The following is a 26493-nucleotide window of genomic DNA, read 5'->3' on the forward strand; positions in this document are numbered from 1 at the left end:
CGAAAACAGGATCTTCGCCAATAGCGAAATCGCAAGGCGGTTAACGCGCCCCATGCCATCGGGCGATGACGCATTTCCCGCAAGGCCGGGCCTGCCGGAATTTCATCCTTGTTTCAGACCGCATCGCGGTGGTGGCTCAGGTCTCCCCCTCGCCGCCCGTATCACAGCCCGGCACCCCGTTCTCGAAGAAATCCGCAGGCAGGTGGCGGGCCTCGGTGATGATCACGTTCTGCTCGGGATCCCAGGCCATGTGCCGCTCCCAGGCCAGCTTGCCACCGGGTGTCACCTCGAGCACGCGCCCGCCCTCGGCCTCGGTCAGCAGGATGTTGCCGTCCGGCAGGACCTGATGCTTGCCCCGGCGCCAGCTATAGAACGGCACCTCGTCCGAGCCGGTGAACAGGGTCTCGACCCGATCCTCGCCGGGGCGGATCGAGAGGACCCGGCTTGCGCCCGAACCGGTGGCATTGTCGTAAACCGTGATCCGGCCATCGGGCTGGAAGTCGGGATCGTGCTGCTTGAACCAGGGCCCGTAATGCCACCATTTCAGGCGCCCGGTTTCCGGATCCACCACGCTGATCATGTTCAGCTCGCGCAGGCTCAGCAGCACGTCGCCGGGCTCGAACATCGGGAAGGCACCGGCCATATCGGCGCGCAGCGGCTCGGCATCGTTGGGATGGAAGGGATCGCCCAGATAGGAGACCTCTTCCTCGGCGTTTTCCGGCGTGCGGGTGCGGATCTCCAGCATCGCCTTCTGCTCTGCATTCGCGCCCTCGACCATTTCCTTGCGCAGGCTGATGCTGTTCAGGATCTCGCCCGTATCCTCGTCGAGCCAGACGATATCGTCATCGCGCAGCGTCACCAGATGGCCTTCGCCATCCCGGTTGATGCTATGGTGGAACCGGTCATTCTGCGTCCAGATGGGCTTGCCGCAGGCATCGATCCGGGTGATGGCCTGCCCGCCGTCAAAGGTCAGCGCCAGCGAGCCGTCCTCGAATACTTCCATGCCGTGCAGCATCACGTTCTGCGGCTTGCGTTCGGAATCATACAGGCCGTAGCGCACCGGCCAGCGATGCAGCTCCTGCCCGCTGCCGTCATAAAGGCGAACCGTGTGGAACGGCCCGTCCCGCTGCTCGTTCAGCCCCGCGGCAAGGGTATAGCCCTCGGCGCTGCTGCCCGAAGTCTGGCCCGAGAATCCGCGTTCGGGGTCCGGATCGCCGGAGATCGGCTTGACCAGGTGCCGCGTGGGTTCAAGCCCGATATCGTTCTTCCAGTTCTGCGAGACCTCCAGAATCGTGCGATGCGCCAGGCCGATCTGCGGCGCGGGAAACCAGTTCCACCAGGTGGATACGGTGCCATAGATCACCGCGATGATTGCAAGCGAAACAATTGAAATGACGGGACCGATGCGGTCGGAAATTCTGCGTTTCAAGGCTCTGTTTACTTTCTCTTGTGAATGGCAACCGATCAAAGCGCCCGTTCCAGCAGCGCGGCATGCAATTCTTTCGCGCGATGCAGAAGACCGGCAGAGGCCCCGGAAAGCTCGGGGGGCGGTTTCGAGGGGCGGAACATGCCGCTGGCCGACAGCAGCGCCTGCCCGTCCCGCAGTTCCAGCGCCTCGGCCAGTCGGGGCAACTGCTCTTGCGGGTGGCTGCTGAGCGCGGCGTGATCGATGAAGACCGCATCCCCGGGCGCATGTTCCAGCACATGGGCATAGGCGGCATTCCAATAGCGCAGCCAGTAGTCGCTGGTCCCGGCCCCTGCCGCGCTTTCGGGCGCGCCGGGAAAGGCGATCGGGCGCAAGGCGGCGCCGAATTCGTAATGCCCGATCCCCTCCATGTATTGGCGGGCGAAACGGTCGCGGGCATGCAGATCGGCAAAGCGTTCATGCTGCCGCATCAGCGAGACGACCTGCGCGGCCGGATCGCGCACCGGGATCACCAGCCGGGCATCCGGGAAAGCCGCGGTCAACAGCGGCAACCGGGCGATATTGGCGTTGTTCTTGGACACATAGCGGAAGGCACCGGGCTTGCCCGCGACGATCTTGCGCATGTGGCGGGACAGGAACGCCTCGAACTCCGCGTTGCGGTCCGTCTCGTTCCACAGCGCGATGCGGCCGCCCCTGTAACGGTCGCGCCAGAAGGCCATCCAGACCATTTCCTCGAAAGCCTCGGGGCTGTCGAAATCCACGTCGATACCGTCGCCATGCGCGCGCTCGGCCTTTTCACCGGCCTTGCGGAACAGGTTGGAAAAGCGCCCCCATAACAGCGGCGACAAGGTAAACGGCATGTTGCGATAGCTGGCCGAGGCGAATTCCGGCTGCCGGGCCAGCAATTCCAGCAGGATCGTCGTGCCCGCCCGTGGCAGCGAGGTGACCAGCACCGGCCGCTCGGCCCGCGTGTCCTCGATCCTGCGCCGCCACAGCCGGTCCTCGACCCTGGCCAGCCCCTTTTGCAGCCCCGGCGAGGAAAAGGCCAGGTTGTGCAGCGCCCGGTCGAGCGCCGAATAGGGCACCTCGTCGCGCGTGGTGTCCCCGGCGGCTGCCCCGGCATCCTTCCCGCGCAATCGGCCGATCCCGATCCACAAGGCGATGCTGCCAAGCGAGGACCACAGGATGAAGGACCAGCTCAGCGCGATATCCATCGCCTCGCCGATGCTGAACAGGCCCAGCAGGTCGCCGCCGACGACGAAACCCGCCGCCGCCAGGAATCCCGCCGCGGCGATGGCCAGCAGGGTGGCGCTGCTCTTGACCAGTGTGAATGTGGCGCGCCGGACCTGCCGTTCCTTGATCTCGTCGCTCAGATCCGGATCGGTGATGGTGCCGAGCGCCTCATGGGCGATCTGGATGGCCGAACCGGCGCGGCGCTCGATCTCGAACAGCCGCAACACGGCGATCAAGGCGACCACGCCCGCAACAAGCGCGATGACGGCCATCATTGCGGCTCTTGGCGGTCATCGGCGGGCTTGTTCCTGCGCAGCAGCCGCTTCAGCGGATACCAGACGAAGCCGACCACGGCCAGAAGCACGACGGCGATGACCGCGATCATGGTGCCAAGCGCGGTCAACCCCGCACCCGGCCCCACATAGGCCAGCGCGGGCGCGGCGTTGAGCGTGGCGGCAAGCCCCGCGATGGCGGCGCCGCAAATCATTCGGGAGGAGGGGTAAGAGAGCATCGGAGGAACCTTTCAGGAGATTGTCTTCCCAAGTGGCTGTTACGAATAATGACGCAACAGGGTTCGTCGAGGCCCGTTCCCATATTTGCCGGATAGCGGGCGGAACCGGCATATCTCTGCCTAAATCTATCGGCAATTTGCTGCGCAGAGGCGAAGAGGGCTCACCAGATGGTGACCCGCCGGGCCTTGCAGGAATGATTTCGCAGCTTGTCGGCCCTTGCAGCCGGGCATCGGCCAATTGCGCCGCCCCCGCCTTCGGTCATCTCATGCCGTCACGGCCCGGAGATGTGCGGGTTTCCCCTGTCACGCCTCGCGCCCCGCCATCAGGCGCAGGGGCGTATAGGTGATGACCGTCTCTCCGCGCTGATTGACGATGTGATTGCGGGTCCGGACCAGCCCGCGCCCGGCCTTTTTCGCGGGCCGGGCCTCGGAGATCTCGATCTCGACATGGATCGTGTCGTCCTGCAGCACCGGAGCCTCGACATTCATCTCCATATGCAGAAAGGCCAGCCCGGTTCCCTGCGCGGTCGCGTTCAGCACCAGCCCCTCGGCCAGCGACAGGACCAGCGCGGCGGGCGCGGGGCGGCCCGGAATCGCGGAATGGGCGGCACGATACTCGGCATCGACGAAGAGCGATTCCAGCATGCCCGCCGCATTGACGAAATTGACGATATCGGTCTCGGTGATGGTGCGGCCCGAGGTCCGGAACCTGTCGCCGACCGTCAGATCGTTCCAGTAGAATCCTTCACCAAGCAGTTTCATTCGAGGCTCCTTGCCAACAGGTCGCTTGCTCCGCGACATTGCATCGAAACGGGGATGCCGACGGCATCCCCGGGCATTGCGACGGCGGACAAGCCGGCCGCGCGCATGCCCCGCATCCTATTCGGCCAGCGCGTCGCGAAACGCCTGCAGCACCTCGGAGCCGGGAAGACCCCGCCCGTCCAGGTCCTCGGCCCATTTCTCGCCGATGGTGGACATCCGCTTGCCGATCTCGGCCATGTCCTCTTCGGGCAGCGACACGAAAGCCACCCCCGCATCCGCCATGGTCTGCTTGTCCTTGAGGTCAAGCTCTTCGGCAGCCTTGCAGGCCGAACCGATCACCTCTTCGGCGGCATCGGTCATCGCCTTCTGAACCTCGGGCGAAAGCCGGTTCCAGCGATCCTCGCTGATGACATAGCTGGCCACGAAAGAGCCGAAATTCATGCCCTGCGTGCCATAGGCCAGCGCCGGTTCCAGCTCGTAGGGAAGGGCGCTGGAATGCGGGAAAAGCACCCCGTCGATGGTGCCCCGGGTCAGCGCCTCGCGGGTTTCGGGGGCCGGGATGTTGACCGGCGTCGCGCCCATCAGCTGCACCGCGATCTCCTTGGTGCCGCCGGTCGCCCGCAGCTTCATCCCCTTGAAACTGTCGATATCGGTGATCTCGTTCTCGGCGGTGAAAATCTGGTAGGGCGACAGGATCATCACCAGCAGCATGCGCACGCCTTGCGGGGCCAGTTCCGCCTCGTCCAGAATCCCGCCGGGCCGGGCGATGGACCAATAAGCCCCGGTGCCCTGGCAGGAAGAGTTGAACGCCTCGGGCAATTCGCCCACCGCCGAAAGCGGCAGCTTGTCGGCGACATAGGAAACGCCGACATAGCCGATATCGACGGTATTGCTCTGCGTCAGCGACAGCAGGTCCTTGGACTTGCCCAGCTGCTCGGCGGGGTAATATTCGAACTCGACCTCGCCGCCGGTCAGTTCGGTAACCTTGTCCATCCAGATCTTGGTCATGTTCTCGGCGATGTAATGGCCCACCGGGAAACTGTCGGCGACCCGCAGGGTCTCGGCCATCCCAAGCGACGGGATGGTCATGGCGGCGGCCATCGCGGTCAGTGCCGCGGTCCTCGTCTTTCCGATATTCATCTCTTTCCTCCTCCTGTTGATTTCTTGCGGTCCCGGCCGGCCTCACATGGTCGAGGGCAGCCACAGCACCAGGCTCGGGAACAGCACCAGCAGCGCGATCACCAGCAGATGCGCCCAGACATGCGGCATCACGCCCCGGAACAATTCGCCCAATGGCCGCCTTGTATAGCGGGCCACGACAAAGACATTCATGCCCATCGGCGGCGTCACCATGCCGACCTCGGCGGTGACGATGACCACGACGCCGAACCAGACCGGGTCGAAACCAAGCTGCGTGACGACCGGCAGGATGACCGGCACGGTCAGGATCAGGATGGCGATCTGGTCCATGAAGAAACCGAGGATCAGGTAGCCGATCAGGATGATCGCCATGATCAGCAGAGGCGCCAGCCCGAGCCCGCCGATCCAGCCTGCCAGTTCGTTGGTGACCCGCGACAGGGTCAGGAAATAGCCGAAGACATGCGCGCCGAGGATGATGAACAGGATCATCGCGGTGGTATGCCCGGTATTGCGCAGGGCGATCAGCAGGCTTTGCAGGTTCAGCTTGCGCTCTTTCGCGGCCAGCAGCATGGCGACAAAGGCCCCGATCCCCGAGGCTTCGGTCGCGTCGAGATGCCCGAATAGATCGCGCCGGTCACCGCCAGGAACAGGATCAGCATCGGCCCCACATGTTTCAGCGAGCCGAATTTCTCGCGCAGCGTATAGGCCCGGCCCGCCGGGGCGGCGGCGGGATCGATGCGGACCAGCACGGCGATGGTCAGGATGATCGCCATGGTCACGATGACGCCCGGAATGACCCCGCCGATCAGCAGGTCCCCCACCGGCAGATCCGCGATGATGCCATAGAGGATCAGGGCAATCGATGGCGGGATCAGCATCGCCAAAGTGCCCGAGATCGCCACCGCGCCGCCGGCCAGTTTCGGATCGTATCCCTGTTCCATCATCGAGGGGATCGAGGTCGAGGCAAGGGTCGCCGCCGCGGCGGTGCTGGAACCCGAGATGGCGCCGAAACCCGCCCCCGCGATCGCCGTGGCCATGGCCAGCCCGCCCCGCAGCCGCCCGACCCAGATGCTGGCCGCCCGGAACAGGTCCTTTGCCACCCCGGACAGGATCACGAATTCGGCCATCAGGATGAACATCGGGATGGTAATGATCTCATACGAACTTGCCGTGGACAGCGGCGAGGTGCGCAGGATGCCAGCAACGAAGCTCCAGCCGCCCAGCAGGTACAGCCCGACGGCCCCGGAGACCGACATGGCGAGCGCGACGGGAAGCCCTGTGACCAGGAACAGAGCCAGCAACAGCAGGACAAGTGCGACGGTCATAGTGACTGTTCCTCGTCATGCGGGCCGGTTTCATGCGGCGGCGGCAGATCGGCCAGTTGCCGGCCGCTCAGACAGGAGAGCAGGTGTTGCAGGCTGCGAACCAGGCAGCGCAGGGTGATCACCCCCGCCCCGGTCACCACCATCAGGTAAGAGGGCCATGTCGGCCACGGAACCGTCGCGCTGATCAGGTCGCCGCCCTTCCATGCCGATGCCAGACGGTCCCCCGCCTGCAAGGCGATGACCAGCAGGATGACTGCCGCCAGCAGATAGCCGAGCCCCTGCGAGGCGTGCATGAAGCGATGCGGCAGTTTGTAGAGGAACATGTCGATGGCGATATGGCCATGCTGCTTCATCGTGTCCGAAAGCGCGAGAAAGAAGGCCCCCACCATCAGGTAGCTGCCGATCAGGTCATAGGACCATGTCAGCGGTTGCCGGAACAGGTAGCGCATCGACACATCCGCCACCACGACCATCATGATGATGCCGATCGCCAGACCGGAGAGCAGGACAAGCCCGCGCTCGATGCGGGTCAAGACCCTGTCCAACGGGCCGTCCCTGTCGGTCAGCATCATGATCCGCCCTCCCCTTCATCCCCGGCAATCACCGCGCCGGATCGCAGCAGGGCCTCGATCCGCTCGGCGGGCAGCCCCCATGCAGCCAACACCGCCGTTCCGCTTGCCCCCGGTGGCTCGGGCGGGGTGGGCGTGGGAAGGGGCGTGACCGAGAAGCGCGGCGTGGGTGCGGGCTGGACGATCCCGGCGATCTCGACATGATTTTCCCGCGCGGCATTATGCGGGTGATGCGCCGCCTCTTCCTGCGACAGGACCGGCGCGACGCAGGCATCCAGTCCTTCGAACCGGGCAACCCATTCGTCACGGCCATGCTGTTTGATCCGCCCGGCAATCGCCGCACGGGCCTTGATCCGCGAAGCCGGTGAGCCGTCCAGCGGCGCGTCGGCCTCGTCCAGCCCAAGCCCCTCCAGCAGGATCTTGCGGAACTTGGGTTCCAGCGCGCCGACCGACAGGTATCGCCCATCCGCGCATTCATAGACCGAGTATTCCGGCAAGCCGCCATCAAGGATATTCGTGCCGCGTTCGCCCCTGTGAATCCCCGAGGCGCGCAGCCCGGTCATCGCCGTGCCCAGCAAGGCCGCGCCATCGACCATTGCCGCGTCGATGACCTGCCCCTGTCCCGTCGATTTCGCATGCAGCAGCGCCGCGAGCATGCCGATCACCAGCATCAGGCTGCCACCGGCATAATCGGCCAGCAGGTTCAAGGGGATCGTCGGCGGCTGCCCCTCGCGCCCGATCATGTCCAGCAATCCGGTCAGAGCAAGGTAGTTCACGTCATGCCCCGCGCGCGGGGCCAGCGGCCCGGTCTGCCCCCAACCGGTCATGCGCCCATAGACAAGGCGCGGATTGCGATCCAGACAGGTCTCGGGCCCGAGGCCAAGCCGCTCCATCACGCCGGGCCGAAAGCCCTCGATCAGCCCGTCGGCACGGGCGATCAGATCAAGGAGACATGCCACCGCCTCGGGGTTCTTCAGGTCCATGGCGACAGAGCGGCGGCCCCGCGCGGGCAGCTCGAATTCCGGCGGCCGTTCGATCCCCAGCCCCGAGGGCTCCGGGCGCGTGATCCGGATGACCTCTGCCCCCATATCCGCGAGAAGCATGGCCGCGAAGGGAGGCGGGCCGATCCCTTCCATCTCGATGATGCGCAACCCGGTCAGCGGTCCCCGATTATCCATGATTCTGTCTCCCCCGGCCGCGATCAGTAGGATTTCGGCAGGCCGAGCACGCGCTCGGCCAGGTAGGACAGGCAAAGCTGCGGGCTGACCGGCGCGATACGCGGGACAAAGGCTTCGCGCAGGTAGCGTTCGACATGGTATTCCTTGGCATAGCCGAAACCGCCATGCGACATCACTGCCGTCTGGCAGGCCTCGAACACCGCCTCCCCGGCCAGGTATTTGGCGGCATTCGCGGCGGCGCCGACAACCGGGACCGGGGCGCCGCTATCATATTGCCATGCCGCCGACATGACCATCAGCCAGGCCGCCTCAAGTTCCGCCCAGCATTTCGCCAGCGGATGCTGGATCCCCTGGTTCTGGCCGATGGGGCGGTTGAAGACGATCCGCTCATTGGCATAGCGCGCGGCACGCTTGACCGCGAGCATGCCAAGCCCGACCGCCTCTGCCGCGATCAGCACGCGCTCGGGATTCATGCCATGCAGGATATATTCGAAACCGCGCCCTTCCTCGCCAATCAGGTCATCGGCGGGGATGCGGAAATCCTCGAAGAACAACTCGTTCGAATCGACCGCCTTGCGGCCCATCTTCTCGATCTCGCGCACCCGGATGCGGTCACGGTCGAAACGGGTATAGAAGAGGCTCAGCCCCTCTGTCGGCCTGGACACCTCTTCCAGCGGGGTGGTTCGCGCCAGCAGCAGGATCCGGTCGGCCACCTGCGCGGTCGAGATCCAGACCTTCTGGCCATTGACGACATAGCCATCGCCGTCGCGTATCGCCCGCAGCTTGAGCTGCGTGGTGTTCAGCCCGGTATTCGGCTCGGTCACGGCGAAACAGGCCTTCTCGCGGCCTTCGGCCATCGGGCGGATCATGCGCTGTTTCTGCTCTTCGGTGCCGAACACCGCGACCGGGTTGAGGCCAAAGATATTGATATGCACCGCCGAAGCGCCCGACATGCCGGCGCCCGATTCCGCGATCTCGCGCATCATGATCGCCGCCTCGGCAATGCCAAGGCCCGAGCCGCCATAGGCCTCGGCGGTGCAGATGCCCAGCCAACCGTCGCGGGCCAGCGCCGAATAAAGCTCATGCGGAAACTCGCCGGACGCATCCAGCCCGAGCCAGTAGCTGTCGTCGAATTGCGAGCAGATCGCCGCGACGGCATCCCGGATCGATTCCTGTTCCTCGCTATATGAAAAATCCATGCCGTCTCCCCCCGTGATCTGTCCTATTCGCCGGTGGCGGCCAGTTCGGCGGCGGTGCCCAAGGCCCCGCTTGCCGACAGCGCCTCGATCTCGTCATCCGCAAAGCCGGATTCGCGCAGCACCTCTGCCCCGTGCTCGCCCTGCCTCGGGGCGAGCCGTTCGGGGCGGGCCGGTGTGCGGCTCCAGCTTGCCGGGACGGCCATCTGCCGGATCCGCCCCTCGCTCGGATGGTCCACCATCTCGAAATAGCCGGTCGCCGTCAGATGCGGATCGTTCAGCATCCCCTCGAAATCATGGATCGGCATCGCGGGCACATCCGCCTGCTCCAGAAGCTCCATCCACTCGGCGGTCGAACGGGTTTCAAAGATGCGGCCAAGCTCTGCATAGACCTCGTCGATATGGGCCATGCGGGCGGTGAAATCGCGGTAACGCGGATCGGCTTCGGGCAGGTCCGGGCAGCCGATCGCCTTGAAGAAGCGCCGCCAGTGGCCATCGGTATAGATCAATGCGCAGATGAAACCGTCCTGTGTCCTGTAAGGCCGCCGATCCACTGACAATTGCCGCGCATAGCCGCCGCGATCCAGGGGCGGATCGAAGGTCAGCCCGCCCATGTGATCGCCCATCACCAGGTTGACCATGGTTTCCAGCATCGGCACATCGACGCGCTGACCCAAGCCGCTGCGGTTGCGTTCGACGATGGCGGCAAGGATCGCGTTGCATGCGGCCAGCCCGACGATACGATCGACGATGGCCGAGGGCACATAGCGCGGCTCTCCGTCATTGACGCGCGAAAACAGGTAGGGCAGGCCGCATGCCCCCTGTATCAGGTCGTCATAGGCGGGGCGATCGGCATAAGGGCCGGACTGGCTGTAACCGAACATGCCGGCATAGATGATGCGCGGATTGACCGCCGAGACCTCTTCATATGACAGGCCCAACCGCGCCATCGCCCGGGCCCGAACATTATAGACCAGCACGTCGGCATTCTTGCACAGGCGCAGCAGGGCCTCGCGCCCCTCGGGCTGTTTCAGGTTCAGCGTGATCGAGCGTTTCGAGCGGTTGGCATGCAGGAAGAGCGGCCCCATGCCCGCGTGACGCGAGGGCCCGATCTGGCGCACGACATCCCCCTCGGGGCTTTCGACCTTGATCACATCGGCACCGAAATCGCCCAGCATCAACGTCGCGTAAGGCCCCATCAGAACCGAGGTCATATCGATGATGCGCAGCCCTTCAAGTGGCCCCATTGCCAGGATCCCTCCCCTGTCGCTCCTGTCATTTGGTCCATATATAAAGACCAAATATTCACTGTCATGAACGCTAGACTTTCCAACGCGCCTCTGTCAAGCTTTCATTCTCTGGGATTCCGCCGCCCTCCGATTGACTGGCGCGGCCATCCGGCGCATGGGAATTGACGAGTTACGGGGGAAGCCGCAAGGATGCCGACGATCGTAAAACAGGCAGCTAACGTGCTCGATCTGTTCGAGTTCTTCGCCTCGACCGGGCAGCCGGCGAGCCTTGCCGAGATTGCAGGGCATTTCGGCTGGCCGAAATCCAGCACGTTCAATCTCATCACCACATTGGCCGAGCGCGGGTTTCTCTATGAGCCACGGCCCCGTCACGGCTTCTATCCGACGCCCCGATGGCTGAGCCTCGCGCAAGAGATCGCGCATGCGGAACCCCTGCCGGAAAGCCTGCAGGATCTGCTGCGGGAACTCGCCCGGCTCAGCGCCGAGACCGTCTGGCTCGCGGGGTCCGCCGGTCAGCATGCGGTGTTCCTGGCGGTCATCGAATCCCCGCAGGCGATCCGCTATACCGCGCAGCCGGGCAAGCGGGTTCCCATGCATGCGACCGCGACCGGACAGGCGATCCTGAGCCAGATGCCGGAACCAAGACGCGCGGCGCTGTTGCGGCAGGCGAGCTATGAACGCTTTGGCCCCGGCACGCCGATGAGTGCCGGCGAGGTCGACAGGATCATCGAGGAATCGCTTGCCCGGGGCTGGTTCATGAGCGCGTCATCCTACAGCCAGGATCTTGGCGGGGTCTCGATCCCGCTGCCGCTGAACGATCGCATGCTGTCGGCCACGGTCGCGGGTCCGCTGTTCCGGATGGGCACCCGCATGGAAGAGACGGCCGCCCAGATGCAGGCGGCCATCAAGCGGCATTTCGGCAAGGATTATTTCGACAGGCACCTGCCGGGATTGCGGCAATTGCCCTAGGCGATGCAAGGCCGGGGCCGGGGGTTGTCAGCGCCCGCGCAGCCCGGAACTTGCCGCCTTGTCGGCGAATATGGTGCAGGACGGGTGCAGCCGCAGATAGCTGGCCGGGCAATCGGGATCGACCGGGCCGTCCAGCGCCGACGACAGCGCGGCTGCCTTGGCCTCGCCCACCGCGAGCGCCAGCAGGCTGCGCGCCGACAGGATCTGCGCCGTGCCCATCGTCACCGCCTCGGCCGGCACCGTCTCTCCTTCCGCGAAGAAGCGCCGGTTCGCCTGCCGTGTCTCATCGCTCAGCCGGACGACACGGGTGGTCGCGTCGATGGGCGTGCCCGGCTCGTTGAAGGCGATATGGCCATTATGGCCCACCCCCAGAAGCTGCAGATCGACCGGCCCGAGCCGCTCCAGCAGCGCCGCATATTCCCTTGCGGCGGCATCGGCATCCCCTTCGCCGCGCGGAATGAAGCTCTGCCCGCGCGGGATGTCCACATGGTCAAGGAAATGCCGCGCCATGTAGCTGTGATAGGAATTCGGGTGATCGGGCGGCAGGCCCATATATTCGTCCAGGTTGACGGTGCGCACGCGGGCGAAACTCAGCCCCTCGCGATGGGCGCGGACCAGATGCGCATAGACCGGCTCCATCGTGCCACCGGTGGCCAGGCCCAGAACCGCATCGGGCTTGGTCGCGACCGTCTCGGCGATCTGTCTTGCGACAGCGGCGGCGGCGGCTTCTGCGTCGGGCATCAGCCTGAGGGTCAGGGAACGGCTCACGGTCATGCTGTCCGCTTCAAGGATATGGCGGCCAGATCGACCGGCACCTGCCGACGGGTGAACGCCCTGCCATCGGCTGCGAACAGATGCGCATCGGCGGGGGAGAAGCCAAGCCCGACCTGATCCCCCGGGGTGCTATGCGCGGTTCCATCGGTCACCATGCAAAGCGGCACCTCCCCCGGCGCGATTAGATAGACAACAGAGCTGTTGCCCAAGCGCTCGACCACATCGACGCTGCAGGACAGCCCCTCTTCCGCAAGATGCAGATCATCGGGACGAATGCCCAATGTGACCTGATCGCCCACTGATGCGCCATCCGGATCGACCGGAACCGTCACGCGCGGGCCGCTTTCGATCTGCACGGCGATACCCTCGGCCTCGACCGCCTCGATCCGGGCGGACAGGAAATTCATGTTGGGATTGCCGATGAAGCCTGCGACGAAACGGTTCGCGGGCCGGTGGAACAGCTCCAGCGGTGTGCCGGATTGCTCGACATGGCCCCCGTTCAGCACCACGATCCGGTCGGCCATGGTCATCGCCTCGACCTGGTCATGGGTGACATAGATCATCGTGTTGCCAAGCTGCCCATGCAGCCGCGACAATTCCACCCGCATCTCTCCGCGCAGGGCGGCGTCGAGATTGGACAGCGGCTCGTCGAACAGGAAGACCGAGGGCTCGCGCACGATGGCCCGCCCGATGGCGACGCGCTGGCGCTGGCCGCCGGACAGTTCGCCGGGGCGATGCCCGAGCCGTTCGGTCAGTTTCAGCACCTCGGCGGCGCGGTTCACCCTGGCATCGACCTCGGCCTGCGGCAGCCGCTCCACGCGCAGCGGAAAGGCGATATTCTCGAACACGCTCATATGCGGGTAAAGCGCATAGGACTGGAACACCATCGCGATGCCGCGCTTGGCCGGGGGCAGCGTGTTCACCACCTTTCCGTCGATCTCCAGCGTGCCGTCGCTGATATCCTCAAGCCCCGCGATCATCCGCAGCATGGTGGATTTGCCACAGCCCGAAGGGCCGACAAAGACGGTGAAATCGCCGTCGCGGATATGCAGGTCGGTCGGGTGGATCACCCGGGCCGAGCCGAAATCCTTGGTCACTCCGTTCAGTTTCAAATCGCCCATCGGCTTCTCCTGCAGGGGAAAGGCGGGGGCAGGCTGCGCCCCCTGCCATGGTTGCGCGGAACTCAGTCCAGCGCGCTCAGATCTTCCTGGATCCGGGTCGCGGCATCTTCGGGGGTGAGTTCCCCCAGGACCACGCCCTGGATATTCTCGATCGCGACATCCTGCATGCCGACGAAATCGGTCATCAGGGGTTCCGGCCCGCCGGTCGGGATCGCGTCGATAAAGGGTTTCCAGGACGGGTCCTCGGCGATCAGCGCGTCGGTATCGGTGCCAAGACGGATCGGCGTCCAGCCGCCCTCCTTGTCGAACTCGGCCTGCCGTTCCGGCGCGGTCAGGTACTTGATCAGCTTCTGCGCCGGTTCCTCCAGCCCGGTGCCCTTGAACACCACGAGACTGTCGGTGATCAGCAGGGTCGAATGCCCGCCCTGCGGCCCGGCGGGGATCAGCGAGACGCCGAAATTCACGCCCTCCGCCTTGCCACGGCCAGCGGCGTAAGAGGTATACATCGCGATCTGGCCTTCCTTGAACAGCGGCTCCAGCCCGCCACGTTCATAGGCCAGCGGCCCCTCCTGCGAATATTTCGCCAGTTCCTGGTAGAAGGCCAGCGTCTCGACATTCTGCGGGCTGTCGAAGACCACATTGCCATCGGCATCCACGACCTGCCCGCCATTGGAATAGAGGAAGTTCAGGAATTCGTGGAAGGTGTTGTCCATATCCGCCGCGGGCAGGCCAAAGCCCGCCGCATCGGTGTTTTCCGAGATCGCCTTGGCGGCGGTCAGCATGTCGTCGAAGGTCTGCGGGCCTTCGGGCATGTCCAGCCCGGCCTCGGCGAACAGGTCCTTGTTCCAGAACAGGCCCTTGGTCGAGAATGCGCGCGGCAGGCCCCAGACCTCGCCGCCGATCTGCACCGTCGAGATCACCGAGGGCTCGTAGCTGGCCAGCTCCTCTTCGGACATCTCAATCGGCACGATCTGATCGCTTGAGGACAGCTGCTTGAGCACGCGCGAACCCATATAGGCGGCGGCGGGCGGGGTTCCGGCGGCGGCGAGCGTCAGGGTCTTGGCCTGGCACTGCTCCCACGGCAGGTATTCGACGCGGACGCTGTAATCCGGGTTCTCGGCCACCCATTCGTCGATATGCTTCTGCTGCACCGGCGCCTGCGGCTCGGTATCGGAACCGCAATTGACGATATGCAGCTCTTCCGCGGCCTGCGCCGCCAGCGGCAATGCCATCAGCGCGGTCGAGGCGAGGATGATGGAACGGAATTTCATTTGCTTACTCCCTGATTGGACCTTGGATCATCATTCCTTCACCGCACCGGCGGTCAGCCCGGCGACGATGAATCTTTGCAGGAACACGTAGAGCACCAGCACCGGCAGCACGCCGACCAGGCTGGCGGCCATGATCTCGTTCCAGCGGACGGTCTCATGGCCGAAGAACTGGAACAGGCCGACCGGCAGCGGGTTCAGTTCGTTCTTGGAATTGAAGGTCAGCGCGAACAGGAATTGCTGCGCATAGGCGGTGATGAAGGTGGTCACGGCGACGACGACCATTCCCGGCACCGCCAGCGGCAGGATCACCCGGCGCATGGTGTAAAGCCGGCTGGCGCCATCGACATAGGCGGCCTCTTCCAGCTCGGCCGGGATGCGCATGAAATAGCTGCGCATCAGGAAGATCCCCGCAGGCACGGTAAAGGCCGCGCCCGGCACGATCATCGCGGCGTAGCTGTTCAGCAATCCGGCCGCCAGCATCAGCTTGTAAAGCGGGATGATCAGCACCGCCGCCCCGACCATCGACACGACCAGGAACACCGCCAGGATGCTGCCGCGCAGCTTGAACTCGAACCGGGCGAAGGCATAGGCGGCAGGAACCGAGCAGAACATCGACAGGATCGTGACCGCAACCGCGATGCCGAAGCTGTTCATGATCCAGCGCAGCAGCATCGGCTGCGCCGTCCAGATGGTCACGTAATTCTCGAAGCTCATCCCCTCGGCGATGAAGCGGTAGGGAACCCGGAACACCTCGTTCAGGGGGCGCAGCGAGACCATGAACGCCTCGACGAAAGGCGCCAGCATGAAGACCAGGAACAGGGTCATTCCGGCATAGATCAGCAGATATTCCCACCAGCGATAACGGTTGATCATCTCGCGCGTCCTTTCCTCGTGAGCCGAAGCAGCATCAGCAGGTAGACCGCCGACAGCACCGACAGGCAGATCAGGATCATCACCGCCCGCGCCGCGCCCTCGCCATAGCGGAAGCGGGAAATGGCGGTGCGATAGGTGTCGATGATCATCGTGGTGGTCGAACCGCGCGGCCCGCCCTCGGTCAGGATCCAGATGATGTCGAAGCTGTTGAAGGTCCAGATCGTCGACAAGAGCGCCATGGTGGCGATGGACGGCATCAAGAGCGGCAGGGTGATCCGGCGGAAGCGATAGAAGCGGCTGGCCCCGTCGGTCCATGCGGCCTCGTAAAGATCGGTCGGCACGGTCTGCATCGCCGCCAGCAGGTAAAGCGCGACCAGCGGCGTGCCGATCCAGACATCGGTGACGACGGTCGAGATGAAGGCCGCCTGCTTGTAGGCCAGGAACTCGAAAGGACCGCTGAACAGTCCGATCCGCTGGCCGAGCCCCGAGATCATCCCGAACTGGCCGTTATAGAGCCATGCCCACATGAAGCAGCCCACCGCGATGGGCACCACCCAAGGCGGCATGATCAGCACCCGAAACAGCGCCCGCCCCGGCACGGCGGCATTCAGCAGCACCGCGCCCAGCAGGCCGATGATAAGCTTGAGGCTGACCGACAGCGTCGTCCAGATCAGCGTGCGGGTGATGACCGGCCAGAAATCGCGGTTGAAGAACTTGGTATAGTTCTCCATCCCCACATATTCCTGCGTGGGCCGCATCGAGGCATTGGTGAAGGACAGCCGGAAGGTCTCGATGATCGGCCAAGCGGCGATCAGCCCAACCAGCAGGAGCGCCGGGACCAGCAGCAGATAGGGAAAGGGATCGCGGCCTGTCTTCATGCCACGGCCCTCCCGGCAAGCGCCTCGTCGAAGCGGGCCCAGAAATCGGTCAGATCGACGATCCGGCCCTCCTTGCGCGCCCGGTCCATGGCCAGCGCGGTCACACCCGCCTCCAGCGCATCGGTGATGGTCAGCGGCAAGGCGGGCAGGCGGCCCATGTAATAGGCGCAGAGATCCTCGGCCATGGCCTGGTCGGCGCCGTAATGGCCCTTTTGACTGCCATCCGTGCCGATGGCGGGATCGTCCCGCAGCACGGCACCGTCATCCGAACGGGTCAGCTTGAAGAAATTGCGGATGAAATCGCCCTCGGCCATGCCATCGGTGCCGATCACCGCGAAACGACGGAATTCGTCGGGGACATTCATGTTGGTGTGAAAGGCCAGCGTCGCGCCGTTTTCATATTCGACCAGCGCGGTCTGGTAATCGATCAGGTCGCCCTCGCCCGAAAACGCATCCCCTGCCCCGCCCCAACGCGGAGACATTTCCTGCAGATAGGCGGGCGCGGAGGCCGGGCGGCGTTCGGGCAGGTATTTCTTGCGCCCGCCGAAACTGGCGACACGCGCCGCACGCGCCCCCGCGACGCTTGGTAAAGATCAAGATCGTGGCAGCATTTCTCCAGCATGAAGCCGCCGGACATGGCGCTGTCGCGCCGCCAGTCCCGCATGAAGAAACTGCCGTGATAGGGGCCGATATGCTCGGCGGCCTCGATGGACATGATCTCGCCCAGATGGCCCTCGGCCTGCGCCGCCCTGACCGCGCGATAAAGCGCCGAATAGCGCAGCACCATGCCCACCCCGACGCGGTTCACCCCGTCATGGGCGGCCAGCAGCCGGGCAAGCTCCAACGTCTCGTCCAGCGAGATCACCACGGGTTTCTCGGCAAATATATGCGGCGTGTCAGAGGCCAGCGCCTGCCGCAGATGATCCAGGTGCAGGTAATTGGGCGAGCCGATCATCAGCAAATCAAAGCGATGCGCCGCCAGCATTTCGGAGGGATCGGCATAGACCTGCGCGGGCCCCGCCTCGGCCAACCGGTCCTGATGTCCGGGGCCGGGATCGGCCACCGCCAGCACTTCGAATTCCGGGCAGGCCGCCCGCATCCTTGGCAAGAGCGAGGCGATCCTAGCGCCCAATCCGATGATACCCGCCTTCACGATGTTTCCTCCCCCGTCTGTTCCATCGCGGCCCGTTCCATGGCCGCGCGCAGCGCCCGGATCTTCGCGACCGAGGTCTGCGCCCGCTCTGACGCGATCCGCAGCCGCCCGCCCATGTCCTGATCGGCCCGGATCTCGCTGCAGGAGCCGTGCAGGTCATCCGCCCCTGCCCGCAGCAATTCCGCCGCGTTACCCGCATCGACGCCGCCGCCCGCCATGATCGTGATCCGTCCCCGCGCCTGCCCCGCCAGCCGCGCGATATTGCCCGCGCCCTCACCCGCCGAAGGCGCGCCGCCCGAGGTCAGGATCCGGCAGAAGCCCAGCTCGATGGCGGTCTCCAGCCCCTCGTCCAGGTCCGGGGAAAGATCAAAGGCGCGATGCAGCACCATCGGCAGATCCCCTGCCGCATCCCGCAGCCGGGTGATCGCCTCGCGGTCCAGCCGCCCGTCCGGATGGGTGACGCCCAGCACGATCCCGGCCAGTCCCGCACCCCGCACCGCCGCGATATCCGCCTTGGCCACCGCCAGTTCCTCCGGCGTATAGACAAAACCGCCGGGGCGCGGACGGATCATAGCGAAAACCGGCACCGCCTGCTCCGCCGCCGCCGCGATCAGCCCGGGCGAGGGCGTCAGCCCGCCAAGCGCAAGGGCCGAGCACAGCTCGATCCGGTCGGCGCCACCGGAAACCGCCGCCGACAATCCCTGCGGATCATCGACGCAAACTTCCAGCACGGGGGTCTTGGATGCCTGGGGCATGTAACCTCGGGTGTTATGACGAGGTCAGGCAACACCAAAATATTCCTTTTGTAAAGATATTTTTTCAGTCATGCTAACATTTGCCGATATATATTTTAGTTTGACAAATATTCTGGGAGGGATAACCATAGGTGCTGCGCAAACCTGAAAGAAACGCCCATGCAACTGGCAAGCGACAACAAACCGCTCAGCGGCGCCGCCCTCTGGGCCGCGATTTCCGCCGCGCAGGACAGCATGCCCGCCAAGCTGCGCGCCATCGCCGGTTTCGTGACCGAGGAACCGGCGGAGTTCATCCGCATGACCTCGCGCGAGATCTGCGCGAGACTGGGCACATCCGAGCCCACGCTGATCCGCTTTTGCCGAAGCCTGGGATTCGCCGGGCTGGCGGATTTCCGGATCGAGCTGGCGCTGGCGCTGGCCTCGCAGGGTGCTTCGGCATCGGTGCATCCGCAGATCGCCGACCGCCGCCTGTCCAATCCCGCCGGCAAGCGCCGCATCGCCGAGGCCGCCATCGGTCTCTTGGCCGAGGATAATGCGATCCTGATCGACAATGGCACGACGGTCGAGATGCTGGCCGAATTGCTGGGCACGCGCGAGGATGTTCCGGCCCTGTCGGTGATGACCTCGGGACTGATGGTGGCGCAACAGGCGCTGCGCAACGGACGCCATCGGGTGATGCTGACCGGCGGGGTGATCCGCGCCTCGACCGGCTCACTGTCGGGACGATTGGTGGAAAGCAGCCTGAACGGCATGAATTTCAGCAGTTTCGTGATGGGCGCGGACAGCATCGACCCGGATGGCGGGCTGTCCACCTATTCCGAGGACGAGGCGCATGTGACCCGCGCCATGGTCGAGGCCGCCTCGCGCGTCATCGTGCTGGCCGACCATACGAAGTTCCGCGGCGCGCGCCTGCACCGCATTTGCGGGCTGCGGCGTATCGCCATCCTGGTCACCGACCGCAACCCAAGCGAACAAATCCGCGCGGCGCTGGATGCCGCCGGGATCAGGCTGGTCGTCGCCGACGCACCGGCCTCTGACAGCAAGGACCGATGATGAGCAGCTTCACCCTTGACGAAATCAACGCCCAACCCGGTATCTGGCGGGATTGGGCCGCGCCTCTGGCCAGCCGGGCCACCGGGATCCGCGAATGGATCGCCACCCGTGCCCCGCGCGAGATCTGGCTGTCGGGTGCCGGGACCTCGGCCTATATCGGCGAGGCGCTGGCCCGGCAGGTGACCGGCGAAGGCCCGCCTTTGCTGCCGCTGGCCACCACCGATCTCGTGGCACGCCCCGGCCTTGGCGCGAATCGTCCCGGCCCTGCCCTGTCCGTGCAATTCGGGCGCAGCGGCAACAGCTCGGAGACCGTCGGGCTGATCGATCTGCTGGACGCGCATATGCCCGGCGTGGACCGGCTGAACATCACCTGCAACCCCGACAGCGCCCTTGCCACGCGGCAGGGCCCCGGCCCCGGAGAGACGCAGGCAATCATCCTGCCCCCGGCGACCCATGACCGGGGGTTCGCGATGACCTCCAGTTTCACCACCATGTACCTGACCGCGCTGGCCTGCCTCGATGCGGGGTTCGACGCGGGAACTGCCCTGCCCGCCCTGTCGGATGCCGCCGCTGCGATCCTGCCCGGCCTGTGGTCGCTGGACGCGCCCCGGCCCGAGCGGGCGATCTTTCTCGGCTCCGGCGAACTGACCGGCATCGCGCGCGAATCGGCGCTCAAGGTGCTGGAGCTGACGGCGGGGCGCACGCTGACGCAATGGGACAGCACGTTGGGCTTTCGCCACGGCCCCAAGGCGGCGGTCGATGGCGGCACGGCGGTTTTCGTGATGATCCATCCCGATCCGCAGACCGCCCGCTACGACATGGACCTTGCCGCCGAGATCCGCAGGCAATTCCCGGATATCAGCGTCACCACCATCGGCGGAGAGGGCTGCGACATCGCGCTGAACCTGACCGGCACGGCGGGGGATGCGGTGCTTTACGTGCTGCCCGCGCAGGTGCTGGCGCATCGCTGGTCCGAGGCTTTGGGCCTGCCGGTGGACGATCCCTTCGCCGGGCGGAACCTGACGCGGGTGGTCTCGGGCGTGGAACTCTATGGATGGCAGCGATGAATTGCGGCGCGATCGATTTGGGCGGCACCAAGATCGAGGCGCGGCTGTTCGATGCGGCGATGGCAACCATCGAGACCCGCCGCATCCCCACGCCCCGCGACAGTTTCGACAATTTCATCGCCGCGCTGGCCGGTCAGATCCGCTGGCTCGAACAGCAGGCGGATGACCCCGCCCTGCCCGTCGCCATCTCGATCGCCGGGGTGATCGACCCGCAGACGGGCATCGCCACGGCCTCGAACATCCCGGTATCGGGGCGCGGCATCGCCAAGGCGCTGGAGGCAGAGATCGGGCGCGACCTGCCGCTGATCAACGACTGCATGGCCTTCGCCTATTCCGAGGCGCATGGCGGCGCGGGGGACGGGGCGGTCTCGGTCATGGGGATCATCCTCGGCACCGGCGTCGGTGGCGGATTGGTCGAGCGTGGCCGCCTGCCGCATCGCCATGCCGGCCTTGCGGTCGAGATCGGTCATATCGGCATGCCCGCCCGCGCGCTGGCCCGCCACGACCTGCCGGTCTGGCAATGCGGCTGCGGGCGGGTGGCCTGTCTTGAGAATTACGTCTCCGGCACCGGGCTGCGGCGGCTGGCGGAATGGGCCGGGCTGGACAATCCCGACCCGGAACATGTCGCCGCCTCGGTCGCTGACGATCCGGGCGCGGCAAGGGTGATGGATATCTGGGCTGATCTGGCGGGCGAGATGGTCTATACCGCGCAATTGCTGCTGGACCCCGAGGTCATCGTGCTGGGCGGCGGGCTGTCGAACATCCCCGATGTGCCGCAGCGGCTGACCGATGCGCTGGCCCGGCTCCGGCTTGGCAATTCACGGCTGCCCGCGATCCGGCGGGCGGTGCATGGCGACAGCGCCGGTGCGCGCGGCGCGGCATTGATGGCAAAGGCATATCTGACATGAGCGATCTTCTCACCCCGATCATCGAGGCAATGCGGACGGGGAACGGCCCGGCGCTTCCCTCGGTCTGCTCGGCCCATCCCGATGTCATCGCCGCCGGGCTGCGGCAGGCGGCGGCGCAGGGCATGCCCGCGCTGATCGAGGCGACCTCGAACCAGGTGAACCAGTTCGGCGGCTATACCGGCATGACCCCCGCCGATTTCACCGGCTTCCTGAAGGGTATCGCGCAGGCGCATGGGCTCGGCCATGTGCCGGTGATCCTTGGCGGCGACCATCTGGGCCCGCAGGCATGGCGCGACCGCCCCGCCGATGAGGCGATGGAGCATGCGGCCGGGATGATCCGCGCCTATATGACGGCTGGTTTCACCAAGATCCATCTCGATTGCTCGGAAGGCTGCGCAGGCGAGCCCGCGCAGGTTGGCGACGACCTGGCCGCCGCGCGTGCGGCACAACTGGCCGCCGTGGCCGAGGCGGCGGCGCCCGACCCAAAGGCGCTGACCTATATCATCGGCACCGAGGTTCCGCCCCCCGGCGCGCGCGCCATGACGGAGAGGGCATCACGGCCACGCCGCCGGAAAACGCCGCCGCCACGCTGGAGGCGCATCGCCGCGCCTTCGAGGCCGAGGGTGCGGGGGCTGCATGGTCGCGGGTCCGGGGGCTGGTCGTGCAGCCGGGGCTGGAATTCGCCCCGGCCAGCGTCATCGGTTTCGACATGGCGCAGCCGGACCGGCTCAGCCCGGTGCTGGGCGACAATCCCCGGCTTTGTTTCGAGGCCCATTCGACCGATTACCAGGACGCCGCCGTCTATGCCGACCTGGCCCGGCGGAATTTCGGCATCCTCAAGGTCGGCCCCGCCCTGACCTTCGCCTGGCGCGAGGCGCTCTATGCGCTCTCGCATATCCGCCACTGGCTGGATGGCAGCCCCCATGTCTCGGATCGGATGGAGGGCCTGATGACCGGGGAACCCCGCCACTGGCAGGGCCATTATCATGGCGGGGACACCCGGATCCTGCGCCATTTCGGTTATGCCGACCGGATCCGCTATTACTGGCCCAAGGCGCAAGATGCTGTCGAGGACCTGTGCCGGGCAATCGACCACGCCGATCCGCCGCGCCCGCTGCTGCGGCAATATCTGCCGCAGGCAACGCTGGACCGGGCGGCAGGGATCGGTCTGCCACCGGCCCGCGCGATCCTGCAAGCCCATGTCGAAGAGGCATTGGCGGATTATTACCCGGAGGCGGCATGCTGATCGCGGCGGACCGGATCTGGCTGGGTGGCAGGCTGCAAACCGGCCTCGCCATCGAGACCGACGGGCAGAAGGTGACGGCCTGCCGCCCCCTTGGCGGCGATACGCCCGATGCGCATGTCCCGCTGCTGATGCCCGGCTGCACCGATCTGCAGGTGAATGGCGGCGGCGGTGTGCTGCTGAATACCGATCCCACCGTCGCCGGGATCGAGGCCATCGCGGCAGCCCATCGCAAGCTTGGCACCGCACGGATCCTGCCCACTTTGATCACCGATGCGCCGGATGTGATGGAGGCCGCCACTGATGCCATCATCGCCGCGATGGGAAGGCCCGGCATCATCGGCATCCACCTGGAAGGCCCGCATATCTCGCCACGGAAACGCGGCACCCATGACGCCCGCTTCATCCGCCCGCTGGATGCGCGGACCATGGCGGTCCTGCGGCGCTTGCGCCGGGCCGATGTGCCGGTGCTGCTGACATTGGCCCCCGAGCGCGCCGATCCTGCACTGCTGCGCGAGGCGGCGGCGATGGGGGTGGTGCTGTCGGCAGGACACAGCATGGCGACAGCGGCAGAGGCGCAGGCGGCGCTGGAAAGCGGTGTCACCATGTTCACCCATCTCTACAATGCCATGCCGCAGATGAGCTCGCGCGAGCCGGGGATGATCGCGGCGGCGATCCTGTCCGATGCCTGGTGCGGGCTGATCACCGACGGTATCCATGTCAGCCCCGAAATGCTGCAACTGACATTGAATGCCCGCCCCCGCCCCGACCGCTGCTTCATCGTGTCGGATGCCATGCCGACAATCGGCGGGCCGGATCATTTCAATCTCTACGGCATGGATATCCATGTGCGGGACGGCGCGCTGGTGAACAGCGAGGGCTCGCTGGCCGGGGCGCATATCGACATGGTCACCTCGATCCGGCGGCTGGTGCGGATGACCGGCATCGCACCCGAGCGCGCCATCGCGATGGCCACCGACATTCCCTGTGCCGCCATGGGCCTTGCCCCGCTGCGGATCGCCCCCGGCATGCCGCTGATCGACCTGGTGGCGCTGGACGACGGATTGCGGCTGGCGGATATTCCCGGCACCGGGTCGTAGCGCGGGGCTGGGTTCCGCTTCCCGCCATCGGCTCCGTTGCCGCCCGTCGCCTTCAACCCGGCACCCCGCTTCGGGATACCAGGCGGGCGGCGGTTTCACCCATGGCGACGGCGGCCTCGATCGAGTCGATGACGGGGCAGGCCATGGCGCGCGCTCAACCCGGCGGCCCGGCCGGTCAGCCCGCCGGAGCCCAGGATGATCGCCCCCGCGCCGTCGATCTCGCGGGCGGCACGGATGGTGGCATCCAGCCGGGCCTCGGTTTCGTCTCCGCCCGCCGCGGCCCGGGCGACCCCGATCCCGGCGGCGCGCACGCTGCACCGGTCGGCCACCCCCTGCGAGGCGACCAGCGACAGGATGCCGGGAACCATGGTCTGCACCGTGGTCACGATGGCGAACCGGGGCGCGAACAGCCGCGCCAGCGAAATCGCGGCCTCTGCCGCGCAGACGATGGGCGCATCGAGGGCCCCGCGCCCACCGGCCACGGCGATATCGTCGAAGCAGCCCATGACATAGGCGTCATAGCCGGGATTGCGGCGCAGCAGCGCGATGGCCAGCGGCTCGGCCAGATCGCGATCATCGGGGGTTTCGATCGAAAGCGGGCTGTCCGCCGGGTGGACGGCCCTGACCGAAGTGCCGGGACCGATCACCCGCCGGGCCGATCGCTCGACCAGCCGCGTGACCTCGGGATTGCCGTTCGGGTTGACGATCAGCAGCCGGTGTCCGGCGACCGCCGCCGCCGTCTCTTGCGGATTGTTCGTCATGTCAGCTCTCCGAGGCCAGTTCGGGCAGGAACAAGGCGATTTGCGGCACCATGACCAGCAGGACCGTGAACAGGATCATGATGAAGACGAAAGGCAGGGAGCCGCGGATCACGTCGTTGAAGCTGCCCCCGCCCTTGCGCACGCCCTGCACGACGAAGAGGTTCATTCCGACCGGGGGCGTGATCAGCCCGATCTCGCACATCACGACGACGAAGACGCCGAACCAGATCGGATCGATGCCAAGCGCCGTGACCATCGGCACCGCGATGGGAACGGTCAGGACCAGCATCGACATCGCATCCATGAACATGCCCAGCACCACGTAGAAGACCACGAACAGGAACAGCAGCGCCGTCGGGCTGAGGCCGAGCCCGGTGACCCAACGGGTGACCGCCTGCGTGCCTCCGGTCATCGACAGGGTGTTCCGGAAACGCTGGACCGGATACCGCGCCCGCAGCCGGATCACGGCAAAAATGCCCTCGCAGGTTCTCTTGAACCGGTGGCGTTCACCTGCTCGACCTGAAATCCTTCGGCGAACGCATCATGGCGAGAGACCCGGACCGACAGACCGCCGAGATCGTCCGCGTGGCATAACGTCCGCGGGGGAAGGGGGAAGTCACGCCTCAGGCGCGAGTCGCGCAACAACGCCCTATCGCTGTCTCTTCCGGACGGCAAAAGCCCTCGATGCGGCTTGCGCCAATGCCGAAGCTGTGCAGCGTGAGCATGACATCGCGTTCACGGCCGAGGATGGCACCATGCAGGCAGCGGCGGAACCCGCGATGAAGCTGCGGGCGGCCGGAGCGCTGCGTTATCCACAGGTCTGGACATGCCGCGATCCCGGCGCGCTGACGGCCAGCTATGGCAGGCTGTTCCTGCAGCGCGGGGGAGAGTTCAGCCATGGCGATGCGCAGAGCCTGCGGGCAGATGGTCATGGCTGACCAAGGATGGCCGCCAATCGGCGGAACAGGCTGTTCCTCGATAGTCTGGGATATAACGATTACCCGGTGGTCACGGGATTGCTGATGTTCTCGGCCATCCTCGTCCTGGTGGGCATCCGGCGAGTTCGGCAAGGACCTTGAAGGGCGGGCAAGCCTTGCTGGCGATCCGGCCCTTCCCGAGCCTGCCGCTCTGCCAGGCCCCGACCGAGCGACAGAGCCCCGGACATGGAAAGTGAACCTCGCGGGGCTGGCCCTTGATCGTCAGAACGCATTCCGCTCGTGATAGGTCCGCAGAAAGCCCTGAATGCGGGGATCTTCGGGCTGATGCAAGATGCGCGCCGGGGCATCGACGGCAACCAGCTCTCCTGCTTCCATGAAGGCGACCTGGTCGGCGACATGGGCGGCAAAGCCCATTTCATGCGTGACCACGACCATGGTCATGCCCTCGCCTGCCAGCGTCTTCATGACGTTCAGCACCTCGCCGACCAGTTCGGGATCCAGCGCGCTGGTCGGTTCGTCGAACAGCATCAGCCGCGGTTCCATCGCGATGGCGCGGGCAATCGCGACGCGCTGTTGCTGCCCGCCCGACAGCCGCGCGGGGTGATTGGCCATCTTGTCGCCCAGCCCCACCTTGCGCAACGCCTCGACCGCGCGGTCGGCGGCTTCGGCCCTGGGCAGGCCCCGCACGCGGATCAGCCCCTCGGCCACATTTTCCTGCGCGGTCATGTGCGGCCACAGGTTGAATTGCTGAAACACCATCCCGATCGAGCGGCGCATCTCGCGCAGTTTCCGTGCCCGCATCCTGCGCCCGCCCGGCGCCTCGTAACCGATCAGCTGACCGTCTATGCGGACCTCGCCGGAATCGTATTCCTCAAGGAAATTGATGCAGCGCAGCAACGTGGATTTGCCGGAACCGGATGGTCCGATCAGGCAGGTGACCTTGCCCGGCGGCACGGACAGGTCAATATCCTTCAGCGCCTGGAACGGGCCGTAGAACTTGTTGACCTTGCGGATCTCGACAGAGGATGCCTGAACCATC

The 26493-nt window shown here is 65.7% G+C and carries 26 protein-coding genes and 2 pseudogenes; 7 read left to right on the forward strand and 21 right to left on the reverse strand.

The features are described 5' to 3' along the window. Window positions 1-136: 136 nt before the first annotated feature. The 10 genes and pseudogenes from A7A09_RS17560 to A7A09_RS17605 form a co-directional block, all read right to left on the reverse strand. Complete coding sequence (locus A7A09_RS17560; protein ID WP_106692608.1) at window positions 137-1429, reverse strand: arylsulfotransferase family protein; 1293 nt, start codon at window positions 1427-1429, stop codon at window positions 137-139. A gap of 35 nt (window positions 1430-1464) precedes the next feature. Beyond that, window positions 1465-2934 carry a sulfotransferase family protein gene (locus A7A09_RS17565; protein ID WP_106692609.1) on the reverse strand — a complete coding sequence of 490 codons (1470 nt, stop codon included), beginning with the start codon at window positions 2932-2934 and terminating at the stop codon, window positions 1465-1467. Beyond that, on the reverse strand, window positions 2931-3170 hold the full coding sequence (locus A7A09_RS17570; protein WP_245999430.1) for a hypothetical protein: 240 nt from the start codon (window positions 3168-3170) through the stop codon (window positions 2931-2933). The genes A7A09_RS17565 and A7A09_RS17570 overlap by 4 nt, the downstream gene beginning before the upstream one ends. Before the next feature lie 303 nt (window positions 3171-3473). Then, window positions 3474-3932: a MaoC family dehydratase gene (locus tag A7A09_RS17575; protein ID WP_106692611.1), complete on the reverse strand. Its 459-nt coding sequence runs from the start codon at window positions 3930-3932 to the stop codon at window positions 3474-3476. A gap of 117 nt (window positions 3933-4049) precedes the next feature. Next, the gene (locus A7A09_RS17580) at window positions 4050-5072 is read right to left on the reverse strand and encodes a TRAP transporter substrate-binding protein (RefSeq protein ID WP_211341177.1); all 1023 of its coding nucleotides are present in this window, start codon (window positions 5070-5072) and stop codon (window positions 4050-4052) included. A gap of 42 nt (window positions 5073-5114) precedes the next feature. After that, window positions 5115-6397, reverse strand: a pseudogene (locus tag A7A09_RS22175) (TRAP transporter large permease). Beyond that, window positions 6394-6969: a TRAP transporter small permease gene (locus A7A09_RS17590; protein ID WP_106692612.1), complete on the reverse strand. Its 576-nt coding sequence runs from the start codon at window positions 6967-6969 to the stop codon at window positions 6394-6396. Before A7A09_RS17590 ends, A7A09_RS22175 begins: the two are co-directional and overlap by 4 nt. Next, window positions 6966-8144 carry a CaiB/BaiF CoA transferase family protein gene (locus A7A09_RS17595; RefSeq protein WP_106692613.1) on the reverse strand — a complete coding sequence of 393 codons (1179 nt, stop codon included), beginning with the start codon at window positions 8142-8144 and terminating at the stop codon, window positions 6966-6968. Before A7A09_RS17595 ends, A7A09_RS17590 begins: the two co-directional genes overlap by 4 nt. Window positions 8145-8167: 23 nt before the next feature. Continuing rightward, entirely contained in the window at window positions 8168-9343 is a 1176-nt protein-coding gene (locus tag A7A09_RS17600; protein WP_106692614.1) for an acyl-CoA dehydrogenase family protein, read from the reverse strand. A 23-nt stretch (window positions 9344-9366) separates the two neighbouring features. Then, complete coding sequence (locus A7A09_RS17605) at window positions 9367-10587, reverse strand: CaiB/BaiF CoA transferase family protein (protein ID WP_106692615.1); 1221 nt, start codon at window positions 10585-10587, stop codon at window positions 9367-9369. Between the two features lie 192 nt (window positions 10588-10779). Here A7A09_RS17605 and A7A09_RS17610 point away from each other — a divergent pair, with 192 nt between their 5' ends. Further along, entirely contained in the window at window positions 10780-11559 is a 780-nt protein-coding gene (locus A7A09_RS17610; RefSeq protein WP_106692616.1) for an IclR family transcriptional regulator, read from the forward strand. A gap of 27 nt (window positions 11560-11586) precedes the next feature. Here A7A09_RS17610 and nagB read toward each other — a convergent pair whose 3' ends face one another. The 8 genes from nagB to A7A09_RS17645 form a co-directional block, all read right to left on the reverse strand. Then, window positions 11587-12333 carry a glucosamine-6-phosphate deaminase gene (nagB, locus tag A7A09_RS17615; RefSeq protein WP_245999433.1) on the reverse strand — a complete coding sequence of 249 codons (747 nt, stop codon included), beginning with the start codon at window positions 12331-12333 and terminating at the stop codon, window positions 11587-11589. Beyond that, complete coding sequence (locus A7A09_RS17620; RefSeq protein WP_106692617.1) at window positions 12330-13454, reverse strand: ABC transporter ATP-binding protein; 1125 nt, start codon at window positions 13452-13454, stop codon at window positions 12330-12332. The genes nagB and A7A09_RS17620 overlap by 4 nt, the downstream gene beginning before the upstream one ends. Before the next feature lie 62 nt (window positions 13455-13516). Beyond that, the gene (locus tag A7A09_RS17625; RefSeq protein ID WP_106692618.1) at window positions 13517-14725 is read right to left on the reverse strand and encodes an extracellular solute-binding protein; all 1209 of its coding nucleotides are present in this window, start codon (window positions 14723-14725) and stop codon (window positions 13517-13519) included. A gap of 30 nt (window positions 14726-14755) precedes the next feature. Continuing rightward, window positions 14756-15598, reverse strand: coding sequence for a carbohydrate ABC transporter permease (locus A7A09_RS17630; protein WP_106692619.1), 843 nt, complete (start codon window positions 15596-15598; stop codon window positions 14756-14758). Beyond that, window positions 15595-16476 carry a carbohydrate ABC transporter permease gene (locus tag A7A09_RS17635; RefSeq protein WP_106692620.1) on the reverse strand — a complete coding sequence of 294 codons (882 nt, stop codon included), beginning with the start codon at window positions 16474-16476 and terminating at the stop codon, window positions 15595-15597. The genes A7A09_RS17630 and A7A09_RS17635 overlap by 4 nt, the downstream gene beginning before the upstream one ends. After that, window positions 16473-16958, reverse strand: coding sequence for a hypothetical protein (locus tag A7A09_RS21645; protein ID WP_245999434.1), 486 nt, complete (start codon window positions 16956-16958; stop codon window positions 16473-16475). The genes A7A09_RS17635 and A7A09_RS21645 overlap by 4 nt, the downstream gene beginning before the upstream one ends. Next, the gene (locus A7A09_RS21650; protein ID WP_245999435.1) at window positions 16904-17629 is read right to left on the reverse strand and encodes a Gfo/Idh/MocA family protein; all 726 of its coding nucleotides are present in this window, start codon (window positions 17627-17629) and stop codon (window positions 16904-16906) included. Before A7A09_RS21650 ends, A7A09_RS21645 begins: the two co-directional genes overlap by 55 nt. Next, complete coding sequence (locus A7A09_RS17645; protein ID WP_106692621.1) at window positions 17626-18384, reverse strand: copper homeostasis protein CutC; 759 nt, start codon at window positions 18382-18384, stop codon at window positions 17626-17628. Before A7A09_RS17645 ends, A7A09_RS21650 begins: the two co-directional genes overlap by 4 nt. A 159-nt stretch (window positions 18385-18543) precedes the next feature. Here A7A09_RS17645 and A7A09_RS17650 point away from each other — a divergent pair, with 159 nt between their 5' ends. From A7A09_RS17650 to A7A09_RS17670, 5 genes and pseudogenes are all read left to right on the forward strand, one after another. Next, on the forward strand, window positions 18544-19437 hold the full coding sequence (locus A7A09_RS17650) for a DeoR/GlpR family DNA-binding transcription regulator (protein WP_106692622.1): 894 nt from the start codon (window positions 18544-18546) through the stop codon (window positions 19435-19437). After that, complete coding sequence (locus A7A09_RS17655) at window positions 19437-20504, forward strand: AgaS family sugar isomerase (RefSeq protein WP_245999436.1); 1068 nt, start codon at window positions 19437-19439, stop codon at window positions 20502-20504. The genes A7A09_RS17650 and A7A09_RS17655 overlap by 1 nt, the downstream gene beginning before the upstream one ends. After that, on the forward strand, window positions 20492-21412 hold the full coding sequence (locus A7A09_RS17660; protein ID WP_106692624.1) for an ROK family protein: 921 nt from the start codon (window positions 20492-20494) through the stop codon (window positions 21410-21412). The genes A7A09_RS17655 and A7A09_RS17660 overlap by 13 nt, the downstream gene beginning before the upstream one ends. 29 nt (window positions 21413-21441) lie before the next feature. After that, window positions 21442-22658: pseudogene (locus A7A09_RS17665) on the forward strand (class II D-tagatose-bisphosphate aldolase non-catalytic subunit). Further along, on the forward strand, window positions 22652-23755 hold the full coding sequence (locus A7A09_RS17670) for an N-acetylglucosamine-6-phosphate deacetylase (protein ID WP_106692625.1): 1104 nt from the start codon (window positions 22652-22654) through the stop codon (window positions 23753-23755). Before A7A09_RS17665 ends, A7A09_RS17670 begins: the two are co-directional and overlap by 7 nt. Window positions 23756-23850: 95 nt before the next feature. Here the strand turns inward: A7A09_RS17670 and A7A09_RS17675 are convergent, their stop codons facing one another. Together A7A09_RS17675 and A7A09_RS17680 are read right to left on the reverse strand one after the other, a co-directional pair. Beyond that, the gene (locus tag A7A09_RS17675; RefSeq protein WP_106692626.1) at window positions 23851-24516 is read right to left on the reverse strand and encodes an aspartate/glutamate racemase family protein; all 666 of its coding nucleotides are present in this window, start codon (window positions 24514-24516) and stop codon (window positions 23851-23853) included. A gap of 1 nt (window position 24517) precedes the next feature. After that, complete coding sequence (locus A7A09_RS17680) at window positions 24518-24928, reverse strand: TRAP transporter large permease subunit (protein WP_106692627.1); 411 nt, start codon at window positions 24926-24928, stop codon at window positions 24518-24520. Window positions 24929-25271: 343 nt separating this feature from the next. Here A7A09_RS17680 and A7A09_RS17685 point away from each other — a divergent pair, with 343 nt between their 5' ends. Beyond that, window positions 25272-25454 carry a hypothetical protein gene (locus tag A7A09_RS17685; protein WP_148043710.1) on the forward strand — a complete coding sequence of 61 codons (183 nt, stop codon included), beginning with the start codon at window positions 25272-25274 and terminating at the stop codon, window positions 25452-25454. 261 nt (window positions 25455-25715) lie between these two features. Here A7A09_RS17685 and A7A09_RS17690 read toward each other — a convergent pair whose 3' ends face one another. Beyond that, window positions 25716-26492 (reverse strand): amino acid ABC transporter ATP-binding protein, encoded by a 777-nt coding sequence (locus tag A7A09_RS17690; protein ID WP_106692629.1) that lies wholly within the window; start codon window positions 26490-26492, stop codon window positions 25716-25718. Window position 26493 lies beyond the last annotated feature (1 nt).

The organism is Paracoccus methylarcula, from assembly GCF_003007735.2.
Classification (GTDB): domain Bacteria; phylum Pseudomonadota; class Alphaproteobacteria; order Rhodobacterales; family Rhodobacteraceae; genus Paracoccus; species Paracoccus methylarcula.

Coding starts and splice junctions, on each gene's coding strand:
- A7A09_RS17570 (WP_245999430.1), bottom strand. CDS start 3,170: ATGCTCTCTTACCCCTCCTCCCGAATGATTTGCGGCGCCGCCATCGCG.
- nagB (WP_245999433.1), bottom strand. CDS start 12,333: ATGACCGTGAGCCGTTCCCTGACCCTCAGGCTGATGCCCGACGCAGAA.
- A7A09_RS17685 (WP_148043710.1), top strand. CDS start 25,272: ATGCAGGCAGCGGCGGAACCCGCGATGAAGCTGCGGGCGGCCGGAGCG.
- A7A09_RS17630 (WP_106692619.1), bottom strand. CDS start 15,598: ATGATCAACCGTTATCGCTGGTGGGAATATCTGCTGATCTATGCCGGA.
- A7A09_RS17670 (WP_106692625.1), top strand. CDS start 22,652: ATGCTGATCGCGGCGGACCGGATCTGGCTGGGTGGCAGGCTGCAAACC.
- A7A09_RS17655 (WP_245999436.1), top strand. CDS start 19,437: ATGAGCAGCTTCACCCTTGACGAAATCAACGCCCAACCCGGTATCTGG.
- A7A09_RS17675 (WP_106692626.1), bottom strand. CDS start 24,516: ATGACGAACAATCCGCAAGAGACGGCGGCGGCGGTCGCCGGACACCGG.
- A7A09_RS17650 (WP_106692622.1), top strand. CDS start 18,544: ATGCAACTGGCAAGCGACAACAAACCGCTCAGCGGCGCCGCCCTCTGG.
- A7A09_RS17635 (WP_106692620.1), bottom strand. CDS start 16,476: ATGAAGACAGGCCGCGATCCCTTTCCCTATCTGCTGCTGGTCCCGGCG.
- A7A09_RS17575 (WP_106692611.1), bottom strand. CDS start 3,932: ATGAAACTGCTTGGTGAAGGATTCTACTGGAACGATCTGACGGTCGGC.
- A7A09_RS17660 (WP_106692624.1), top strand. CDS start 20,492: ATGGCAGCGATGAATTGCGGCGCGATCGATTTGGGCGGCACCAAGATC.
- A7A09_RS17565 (WP_106692609.1), bottom strand. CDS start 2,934: ATGATGGCCGTCATCGCGCTTGTTGCGGGCGTGGTCGCCTTGATCGCC.
- A7A09_RS17620 (WP_106692617.1), bottom strand. CDS start 13,454: ATGGGCGATTTGAAACTGAACGGAGTGACCAAGGATTTCGGCTCGGCC.
- A7A09_RS17645 (WP_106692621.1), bottom strand. CDS start 18,384: ATGCCCCAGGCATCCAAGACCCCCGTGCTGGAAGTTTGCGTCGATGAT.
- A7A09_RS17605 (WP_106692615.1), bottom strand. CDS start 10,587: ATGGGGCCACTTGAAGGGCTGCGCATCATCGATATGACCTCGGTTCTG.
- A7A09_RS17595 (WP_106692613.1), bottom strand. CDS start 8,144: ATGGATAATCGGGGACCGCTGACCGGGTTGCGCATCATCGAGATGGAA.
- A7A09_RS17590 (WP_106692612.1), bottom strand. CDS start 6,969: ATGATGCTGACCGACAGGGACGGCCCGTTGGACAGGGTCTTGACCCGC.
- A7A09_RS17580 (WP_211341177.1), bottom strand. CDS start 5,072: ATGAATATCGGAAAGACGAGGACCGCGGCACTGACCGCGATGGCCGCC.
- A7A09_RS21645 (WP_245999434.1), bottom strand. CDS start 16,958: ATGTCTCCGCGTTGGGGCGGGGCAGGGGATGCGTTTTCGGGCGAGGGC.
- A7A09_RS17610 (WP_106692616.1), top strand. CDS start 10,780: ATGCCGACGATCGTAAAACAGGCAGCTAACGTGCTCGATCTGTTCGAG.
- A7A09_RS17690 (WP_106692629.1), bottom strand. CDS start 26,492: ATGGTTCAGGCATCCTCTGTCGAGATCCGCAAGGTCAACAAGTTCTAC.
- A7A09_RS17625 (WP_106692618.1), bottom strand. CDS start 14,725: ATGAAATTCCGTTCCATCATCCTCGCCTCGACCGCGCTGATGGCATTG.
- A7A09_RS17680 (WP_106692627.1), bottom strand. CDS start 24,928: ATGACCGGAGGCACGCAGGCGGTCACCCGTTGGGTCACCGGGCTCGGC.
- A7A09_RS17600 (WP_106692614.1), bottom strand. CDS start 9,343: ATGGATTTTTCATATAGCGAGGAACAGGAATCGATCCGGGATGCCGTC.